Genomic DNA, 7,752 nt, shown 5'->3' on the forward strand with positions numbered 1-7,752 from the left:
TGGTCAGAACATAGCCTCACCGCTGCTGTGCTGCGCAAAGGCGGCAGCAACAGCCAACCCAAGCCTGAGCCATTCGGCAAGCTCGGATCCGGGATCCCGCATTCATTAAAGACTGCGACTGCGAAAACCGACGTGCCTCCTTTGGGGCAGGAAAAACCTGAGATGATTGTGACATTCTCCTTGGGCAAATGCAGCCGGCAGCGTGGGGATCCCAATTTCGGCCAGGATACGTGTTGGGACAGAATAGGCCTGCGGCCACTTGTGCAAAGGGTAAAAGAACTATCCGAGGGAGGTGACTGCATTGTTTGCCCAAGTCACTGCTGCCGCTCTGCTGGGACTCCGGGCCGTGCAGGTTACGGTGGAGGTGGATGTGGGCGGTGGCTTGCCCCAGATCACCTTGGTGGGACTGCCCGATACTGCCGTTCAGGAGGCCAAAGAGCGAGTGCGGGCGGCGATCAAGAACTCCGGCTTTGCTTTACCCCAGCGGCGGATCATCGTCAACTTGGCCCCTGCCGATCTGCGCAAAGAGGGCCCCAGCTTCGATCTGCCCATTGCCATCGGGATCTTGGCGGCCTCCGGGGTGATCGAGGGGGAAGCGCTGGCCAACACCCTGATGGTGGGGGAATTGGCCCTAGACGGCACCCTACGCCCGGTGGCCGGGGTTCTGCCTATTGCCGCCAGCGCTGCCGAGATGGGGATCCGCCGCCTGGTGGTACCCCAGGAAAATGGGCCGGAAGGAGCGGTGGTGCAAGGGATCCAAGTGTATGGGCTGCCCTCCTTGGCGGCGGTGGTGGGCTGGCTGCAAAACCCAGAGGGAGTTGAGCCGGTGCGGATCCAGCCAGAGCAGATGTTGCCAACCGAAACGGAACCCCTGCTGGATTTGGCCGATGTGAAGGGGCAAGAACATGCCCGGCGGGCTCTGGAGATCGCGGCAGCCGGCGGGCACAACCTGTTGCTGGTGGGCAGCCCGGGAGCGGGCAAGACCATGCTGGCGCGGCGACTGCCCGGCATTCTGCCCCAGCTGCAGTGGGAAGAGATGTTGGAGATCACCCGCATCTACTCGGCAGCCGGCCTGTTGCGGCAAAACCTGCACCTGGGACGCCAGACCCCCCTGATCGCCCAGCGGCCCTTTCGCGCTCCCCACCATTCGGCTTCGGCAGTGGCGCTGGTGGGTGGCGGCCCCTACCCCAAGCCCGGGGAAATCTCGCTGGCCCACCATGGCATCCTGTACCTGGATGAGCTGACGGAATTCCGGCGGGAGGTGCTGGAGGTGCTGCGCCAACCCCTGGAAGATGGCAAAGTCACCATCTCCCGCGCCCGCGTTTCCCTAGAGTTTCCCGCCCAAACCACCCTGGTGGCCTCCACCAACCCCTGTCCCTGCGGCTTCTACGGGGATCCCGTTCACCCCTGCACCTGTACGCCGCAACAGCGGGAGCGCTACTGGTCCAAGCTCTCCGGCCCGCTGCTGGATCGCATCGACCTGCAGGTGCGGGTCAACCGCCTTAAGCCGGAAGAAATTGTCCGCGCCCAGGGCGGCGAATCTTCCCAAGCGGTGCAGCGGCGGGTGGAGCGGGCACGACAACGGCAGCGGCAGCGCTTTCAAAACGAGCCTGGGATCCACTGCAACGCCCAGATGCAATCCCGCCACCTGCGGCAGTGGTGCTCCCTTTCGGATCCCTGTCGCAAGCTCTTGGAAAGCGCCATCCAAAAGTTGGCCCTGTCTGCGCGGGGGAGCGACCGCATCCTCAAGGTGGCCCGCACCATCGCCGATCTCGAGGGCGCGGAGGCCATTGCCCCGGCCCACATTGCCGAAGCGATTCAATACCGCAGCCTGGATCGCGCTCGGCTGTAAAGCCCAAGCGCTCGGCGCCGCTGACGCGACCACCCCCAGCCCCCCTCCCAGATAGGGTTTCCCTCACTGCCAGAGCTCCGGCCTGCCCTACGGGATCCCACCCCCTGTTTTGTCGGGAAAAAGCTGTCCCCCCTGCACCTGAAGGATTTGGGCGGCTTTGAGCCAGCCGGCGTCAAAGGATCCCAGGTGGGTGGTGGTAACCAAGGTTTGCACGCGCTCCTGAATGGCTTCCAAGAGCTGGTTTTGCCGCTGCAGATCCAGCTCTGCCAGCACATCGTCCAACAGCAGCAAGGGCGGATCCCTGACCACCTGCTCGATCAGCTCCAGCTCCGCCAATTTCAGAGCCAAAACCAGAGTGCGCTGCTGGCCTTGGGATCCATAGGCGCGGGCGGCAACTCCGTTAATGCACAGCTCCACTTCATCCCGATGGGGGCCCACCAGAGAGCTGCCCAGGGAGTGTTCGGCGGCGGCTTTGGCGCGGATCTCGGCCAAAAACTGGGCTTGGATCACTTCGGGGCTGGCCTGGGGATCCGGCAGGGGCACTTGGGGTCGATAGGTGAGGGTGAGGGTCTCCCGTCCGCCGCTGATGGTTTGGTGCCAGCGGGCGGCCAGGGGTTCCAGCCGTTGCAGCAGCCGGGCACGACGGCGCATGATCCGGCTACCGGTGGTGGCCAGTTGGGCATCCCAGAAGTCCATCTGCGAGAACTTGTCGCCGGCAGCCGCGGGATCCTGCTTCAGCAGGGCGTTGCGCTGCTTGAGGATCTGGCGATACTGCTCCACCAGGCCGAGGTAAGCTGGCTCCAGCTGCAGCAACACCCCATCCAACCAATTGCGCCGCGCCTCTGGCCCCCCTCGCACCAGCTCCAGATCCAGGCTGGAGAACACCACGGCATTCACCTGTCCCAAAAAGTCCACCTGGCGGCGCAGCACCTGCCCGTCCACCTTCAGGGATCGCCTGCCGCTGCTGCGCAGCTCCATCACCAGCTCGTGGGCCACCCCCAGCCGTTCCACCGTGGCGGCAATCCGCGCCTGCTGTTCTTCTTGATGCACCAGCTCCCGATCCCGAGCGGCCCGCCGCGAGCGTAAGGTGGCCAACAGCTCCACCGCTTCCAGCAGGTTGGTCTTACCCTGGGCGTTCTCCCCCACCAGGATGGTTTTGGGCGCGTCGAAGGGGATCCCTTGCTCCCGGTAGTTGCGAAAGTGCCACAGGTGCAGGAAACGCAGGTACACCAAGGGAGATGTAAAGACGCGATCAGTCAGTATTCGAGAAGAACAGCCCCCGCTCTGGGGGCTTTCACTTTAACCCAACTCCAGCAGGGGCCAGAGAAGATAGAGGGGTTAACCCCGGAAACTCAGCCAGCAGGGATCCCCTCTATCCCCAGTTCCGGGTAGGCCAGATCAGCGCCTGGTCAGGGTAGTCATCCCCCCGAGGCGCTCAGCCGCCAACAGGTGTAGGGCAGCGCGGGCGGAGTAGCGGGCAGCTTTGCTACGGCTGTAGTCGGCGAAGGTGTAGCTGCTGGGATCCGTACTTACGTCGCCCAACAGGTTCTGCACTTGATTCTGCAGGTCAGAGACGCTGCCGGAGTTGATGTTGGCGAAGGCCATCTCCGCTTGCAGCCGGCTGAGGTACTCCTGAGCCCGGAAAGGGGCCTCGAAGAAGGAACGGCCAGGGCGGCCCATGAAACCCAGCTCCGCTGCCCCGCTGAGCTTGCGCCGGGGATCCCAGCACCAGGGGGGTGAGGAGCACCAAAATCGGCAGGGAACAGCCGAGGGCACGGGTGAAGGAGGAACGAATCCTTTGCCAAGCCACTCGGCCTTACCTCAGGGGGGATCCGACTACCCTGGGCGAGGTCATTTCAACCAACTGCGAAATGGCAATTACCTAGCTTCCCTCTCCCCAGAGGAGGAGGGCTGGGGAAATGTCTCATACTTCATCTAGATCTAGAATGGCCCAAGCTGATCGGTCCGGTTTGGCCAGGCTCTCAACCTTGAGCCCATTGCTTGCAAACGTTTTGATGCCATGACTTCTCCCGCCGAGCATACTTGGAATGCCCTGGAGGTGGATCCCACCCTCCTCACCCCCATGATGCAGCACTACGTAGAGCTGAAGCGGCAGTATCCCCACGCCATCTTGCTCTACCGCCTGGGGGATTTCTACGAGATGTTTTTCCAGGATGCGCAAGTGGTGTCGCGGGAGCTGGAGCTGGTGCTCACCGGGCGAGAGGCCGGAGCCATCGGCAGGGTACCCATGTGCGGGATCCCTTACCACGCCTTTGACCGCTATGCCGCCCAGTTGGTGGCCAAAGGCTATGCCCTGGCCGTCTGCGACCAGATGGAGCCAGCAGAGCAAGCCAAGGGCTTGGTGCGGCGGGAAGTAACACGGGTGATCACCCCTGGCACCGTCCTCGAAGAAGAGCTGCTGCAGGCGCGGCAGAATAACTACCTGGCGGCCATTGTGCAGCTCAAAGGATCAAGGCAAGCTCCCTGCCGCTGGGGCCTGGCCTACGCGGATGTCTCCACCGGCGAGTTCTGGGTGTGTCAAAGCGAGGGGCAAGAGCCTCTGGAGCAGGAACTGGCGCGGCTGCAGCCGGCGGAGATCCTGCTGCCCACCGAGGAGGGACTGGGCCTGGGTCTACTGCGGCCCGGGGATCCCCAAGGGCCTTTGGGGCTACCCGGCCAGTACGCCTATACGCTGCGCCCAGCGGAGCCTTTCGAGTTGGCGGTGGCGCGGGAGAACCTAATGCAAACCTACGGCCTGCGCTCTCTGGAGGGATTGGGCTGCGAGGGGCTGCCCCTAGCTATTCGAGCGGCGGGGGGGCTGTTGCACTATTTGGAGGAGACGCAAAAGAACCTAGTGCAGCCCTCTCCTCAGGGGGGCCATCCGCTCCTGCGTCCCCCTCGCACCTACCAGCTCACGGACTACCTCATCTTGGATCCCCAAACCCGGCGTAACTTGGAGCTCACCCAGACCATCCGAGAGGGGGCTTTTGTGGGATCCCTGCTCTGGGTGCTGGATCACAGCCGTACAGCCATGGGGGGGCGCACTTTGCGGCGCTGGCTAATGCAGCCTTTGCGGGATTCGGAGCAAATCCGCCTTCGCCAAGACACCATCCAGGAGCTCTTGGAAAACCCCTCCCTACGGGCCCGCCTGGGATCCCTTCTGGACTCTCTGTACGACCTGGAGCGGCTGGCCAACCGCGTCGGATCGGGCACCGCCAACCCGCGCGAGATGGTGGCCCTGGGATCCTCCTTGGGCAAACTGCCCCAGTTGGCCGAGCTGGTGGGGGAAGCCAAGACTCCCCTCTTGCAAAGCCTGCAACAGGTGGATCCCGCCCTGGTTGAGCTGGGCCAACGCATCGAGCACACCCTCCTGCCCTCCCCTCCCCCTGTGCTCACCGAGGGGGGCCTCATCCGAGCCGGCGTGGATCCCGAGCTGGACAGGCTGCGGCAGCAGGTGGAGCAAGACCGCCAGTGGGTTGCCCAGTTGGAAAAAAGCGAGCGCGACCGCACTGGGATCCCCACTCTCAAGGTGGGCTTCAACAAGGCCTTCGGCTACTACCTCAGCATCAGCCGCGCCAAGGCCCACCAAGTCCCCAAAGAGTACATCCGCAAGCAAACCCTGACCAACGAAGAGCGGTTCATTACCCCTGAGCTGAAAGAAAAAGAGGCCCGCATCCTCACAGCCCAAACCGACATCAACCAGCGGGAATACGAGCTGTTTGTGCAGTTGCGCCAAGAGGCAGGATCCCGGGCCGAAGCCATCCGCCAAGTGGCCCAGACCCTGGCTGCCGTCGATGCCCTGTTTGGCCTGGCGGAAGTGGCAGTGCAGCAGGGATACACCCGTCCCCTCCTCACAACAGACCGCCGGCTCATGATCGAGGAGGGTCGCCACCCGGTGGTGGAAAAATCCCTGCCTCAGGGCCTATTTGTCCCCAACTCGGTGCAGCTGGGATCCCCCCACGGCCCCGATTTGATCGTCCTCACCGGGCCCAACATGTCCGGCAAGTCCACTTACCTGCGGCAAATTGGGCTCATCCAAATCCTGGCCCAGATGGGCAGCTTTGTCCCCGCGCGGCGGGCAGAGTTGGGCCTCTGCGACCGCGTATTTACCCGCATTGGCGCTGTGGACGATCTGGCTACCGGCCAGTCCACCTTCATGGTGGAAATGAACGAGACCGCCAACATCCTCAACCACGCCGGCGAGCGATCCCTGGTGCTTTTGGACGAGATTGGCCGAGGCACCGCTACCTTCGATGGCCTTTCCATTGCCTGGGCGGTGGCGGAATACCTGGCCACTCAGGTGCGCGCCCGTACGGTCTTTGCCACCCACTACCACGAGCTCAACCAACTGGAGACCTTGCTGCCCAACGTGGCCAACTTCCAGGTGGTGGTCAAAGAGCTGCCGGATCGCATTGTCTTCCTGCACCAGGTGCAGCCGGGGGGGGCAGATCGCTCCTATGGCATCGAGGTGGGACGCATGGCCGGCCTGCCCCAGCCGGTAATCCAGCGGGCCGAACAGGTGCTGGCCTTGGTGGAAAAACACAGCCGCATCGGCCTGGGCCTGCGCAACCAAGGAAAAAGCCAACCTGCCCAGAAGAACTGCAAAAAAGAGCCCGCTCCCAATCGCAGCCCCGATTCCGCCGTTGGGGATCAACTGTCTTTGATCCCAGCACCTCTCTCTCCCGATTGGCCTTAGACTCCCCTACCCCTAATCCAGATCCCGTTCTTGCAACCCCAGGGCTGCAGCCAGCCCATCCAGCTCATCCCGATGCCCCTCCACCCACAGGTGGGATCCAGAAGCCGTTGGCGTTCGTTCCCAGGACGAGAGCGGGACGGAGTCCTCGTCGGCTTCCTGCAGTTTCAGGCGGATTTGTTCCGGGCGTTGGTTGCGCTGCCGGTAGTACCAACCCGCCCAAGGAGAAGCCAGCACCACCATCCAGGGCCAAGCTCCCCACCCCGGCTCAAGGGTCTGCAGCACCAAGGCCAAACAGGCCAGTCCCGTCCCCGCCAGCCCCGTCAAAAAAAGGGCCAGCCCCACGCTAGCCTGACCCTGCCCTGCAAAGGTGGCGATCCCCTCGGCATCGGCGGACTGGAGACGATAGCCACGCCTTTCCAAGTGCTCCCGTAGAGCGGATCCCATTTCCTCCAGGCTGCGACTGCTGAGATAGACGCGAGTCTCAACGCGATCTTTGCCCGAAGCTCGCAGGAAAAAGAATAGACCGATGGCCAATAGAGTCGTCAACGCCAAGGTTGAAACCTTTTCCCCCGTCAGCGGGGCTATGGCCAACCCAAGTGCCTGAGCAGAGCCCAGTCCGCCCAGAGGAAGGGGGTTGACCTGTTCGGGGAGTCTGGCTCCCCCACAGCTGGGTGGGATAGGTGAATGGGAACAGTTCATCGAATAGAATCGAATAGATTGGAATAGGCAAAGCAATTTACACGCTACCTTTGAAGTTTAGACCCTCTAGGATGGATGGGTTACTTCCCCCAAGGACGAGCTGCTGGGTTCACCCTGAGGGCAATACGCTTTTTCGCAGTGGCGGTGACGGTTGAACTGGGGGGATCCTACGCTGGATCTCATGCCTCTGAGATGAGAAATGCAACTATAATTAAGTTATGATAAGGGACTCACGCTCTACCCGTTGCGTGATCCCTTCACTGCCACGTTAGCCTTTCTCTGTGGGGTATGGGCAGGAGGTCGGGTTGAGGAAGAGGTCAATGTGTGATTTTCCTCCGAATGCCGCAAGGCGTTGAGCAAAGGGGAACACTTAAGCTTAACCCGCTCCACATCGTTTACTATCCCTCTCTCAGCCCACCGGACTGTCCACCCCTGTCGCTACATCAGCAACACCCTACATGTCTAACTACGAACCTGAACTCAACGACATTTTGTTGGATGGCCC

At 62.4% G+C, this 7,752-nt stretch carries 5 protein-coding genes; 2 read left to right on the plus strand and 3 right to left on the minus strand.

Going from position 1 to position 7,752, the window contains the following annotated elements:
- The first annotated feature begins 301 nt into the window (after nucleotides 1-301).
- Nucleotides 302-1,852, plus strand: coding sequence for a YifB family Mg chelatase-like AAA ATPase (locus tag NW834_RS04040; RefSeq protein WP_414419610.1), 1,551 nt, complete (start codon nucleotides 302-304; stop codon nucleotides 1,850-1,852).
- A gap of 87 nt (nucleotides 1,853-1,939) precedes the next feature.
- On the opposite strand, the gene recF is transcribed toward NW834_RS04040, so the two are convergent.
- Together recF and NW834_RS04050 are read right to left on the minus strand one after the other, a co-directional pair.
- Nucleotides 1,940-3,082 (minus strand): DNA replication/repair protein RecF, encoded by a 1,143-nt coding sequence (gene recF, locus NW834_RS04045; RefSeq protein ID WP_414419598.1) that lies wholly within the window; start codon nucleotides 3,080-3,082, stop codon nucleotides 1,940-1,942.
- 168 nt (nucleotides 3,083-3,250) lie between these two features.
- Nucleotides 3,251-3,628 (minus strand): hypothetical protein, encoded by a 378-nt coding sequence (locus NW834_RS04050; protein ID WP_414426223.1) that lies wholly within the window; start codon nucleotides 3,626-3,628, stop codon nucleotides 3,251-3,253.
- Between the two features lie 244 nt (nucleotides 3,629-3,872).
- On the opposite strand from NW834_RS04050, the gene mutS reads away from it, so the two are divergent.
- Nucleotides 3,873-6,548: a DNA mismatch repair protein MutS gene (mutS, locus tag NW834_RS04055; RefSeq protein ID WP_414419600.1), complete on the plus strand. Its 2,676-nt coding sequence runs from the start codon at nucleotides 3,873-3,875 to the stop codon at nucleotides 6,546-6,548.
- A 12-nt stretch (nucleotides 6,549-6,560) separates the two neighbouring features.
- Here mutS and NW834_RS04060 read toward each other — a convergent pair whose 3' ends face one another.
- Nucleotides 6,561-7,100, minus strand: coding sequence for a cofactor assembly of complex C subunit B (locus tag NW834_RS04060; RefSeq protein WP_414419601.1), 540 nt, complete (start codon nucleotides 7,098-7,100; stop codon nucleotides 6,561-6,563).
- Nucleotides 7,101-7,752: the final 652 nt, after the last annotated feature.

Origin of the sequence: Synechococcus sp. R60.1 (assembly GCF_047461835.1) — a bacterium.
In the GTDB taxonomy this organism is placed as follows: domain Bacteria; phylum Cyanobacteriota; class Cyanobacteriia; order Thermostichales; family Thermostichaceae; genus Thermostichus.